This window comes from Bradyrhizobium sp. 23 (genome assembly GCF_023073295.1).
GTDB classification, from domain to species: domain Bacteria; phylum Pseudomonadota; class Alphaproteobacteria; order Rhizobiales; family Xanthobacteraceae; genus Bradyrhizobium; species Bradyrhizobium canariense_D.
The window spans coordinates 459681-461021 of the sequence record NZ_JADPJF010000042.1; the positions used below are offsets into that span (position 1 = coordinate 459681).

2 protein-coding genes and 1 pseudogene are annotated in these 1341 nt (G+C 63.8%); 2 read left to right on the forward strand and 1 reads right to left on the reverse strand.

Translation table 11 applies throughout. The features are described 5' to 3' along the window. Window positions 1-106 precede the first annotated feature (106 nt). Window positions 107-538 (forward strand): MerR family transcriptional regulator, encoded by a 432-nt coding sequence (locus IVB32_RS12015; protein ID WP_018457919.1) that lies wholly within the window; start codon window positions 107-109, stop codon window positions 536-538. Continuing rightward, window positions 471-890, forward strand: coding sequence for a carboxymuconolactone decarboxylase family protein (locus IVB32_RS12020; RefSeq protein ID WP_026233462.1), 420 nt, complete (start codon window positions 471-473; stop codon window positions 888-890). Before IVB32_RS12015 ends, IVB32_RS12020 begins: the two co-directional genes overlap by 68 nt. Window positions 891-980: 90 nt before the next feature. On the opposite strand, the pseudogene IVB32_RS12025 reads toward IVB32_RS12020, so the two are convergent. Beyond that, window positions 981-1341: pseudogene (locus IVB32_RS12025) on the reverse strand (30S ribosomal protein S12 methylthiotransferase RimO); the annotation flags it as partial.

Here is a 1341-nt window from a genome sequence, read left to right on the forward strand (position 1 = left end):
CTGCCGCCCAGCCGGCGCGCCGAAATCTTTGCACCTTCGATCCCCCTTGACTTAGAGCGCGCTCGAAGGGGTATCTGTACGTGCGTCAGTACGAGAACGGGCACACATGAAGATCGGCGACCTCGCAAAACGGACCGGCCTGTCGACGCACACGCTGCGCTATTATGAGCGCATCGGGCTGCTTCCATACGCCGACCGGGATCGCTCCGGCCAGCGCGACTTTGACGCATCGATCCTCACATGGATCGCATTCCTTGGGCGGCTCAAGACCACGGGAATGCCGATCCGGGACATGTTGCGTTACGCGGCGCTTCGGGATGAAGGCGACGCTACCGGCACAAGCCGGCGGCAGATTCTGGAAGTCCACCGGGAACAGGTACGCACGCAGATTGCCGAACTCCAGGAATGCCTGCTCGTCCTTGATACCAAGATCGCCGGCTATGCCAGCGACGAACAGAGGACGAAGGAAAATGACGCACGCCCAAACACAAGACGAAAGCCGCTTCGATCGCGGTCAGCGGGCCCTGTCACGTATTGACGGCAGTGCCGGCGAAAAGGTCGTCGCCTCACTCGCCGACATAGCTCCGGATTTCGCACGATACGTGATCGAGTTTCCGTTCGGCGACATTTACTGCCGCCCGGACCTCGGCCTGCGCGATCGAGAGATCGCCACGATCGCCGCGCTGACGGCGCTCGGAAATGCCGCGCCTCAGCTCAAAGTGCATCTCGAGGCGGGTCTGAACGTCGGCCTGTCTCGCGACGAGATCGTGGAGATCATGATGCAGATGGCCGTCTATGCGGGCTTCCCGGCGGCGCTGAACGGGCTGTTCGCAGCCAAGGAAGTGTTCGCCGCACGCGACGAACAGCAGGCGTCGGGAGAAGCGACATGACCTCGTAGTTCGGGCACGCCCAGCCTGAACGCCGGCTGGTGGAAAATGCCTAAGGCGCGCCGGTCTTGCCGGCGTGCCGCGACCGGAATCTCAGAATCCCGCGACGCTGCCGTGGAGGTCGTACTGGTCCGCGCGCTCGATCTTGGCGGTGACGATCTCGCCGACGCGCAAGGGGCGGCGGCTCGACAGGTAGACGGCGCCGTCGATCTCGGGCGCATCAGCCTTGGAGCGGCCCCTTGCGACGGTCGGGCCGACCTCGTCGATGATGATCTGCTGGCGCGTGCCGACCTTGCGCTTCAGCCTGCGCGCAGAGATTTTCTGCTGGCGCGCCATCAGTGCATTGTAGCGCTCCTGCTTGATCTCTTCCGGCACGGGGTTCTCGATCGCATTCGCCGTGGCGCCGGCGACCGGCTCGTACTTGAAGCAGCCGAGCCGATCGATCTCGGCTTCG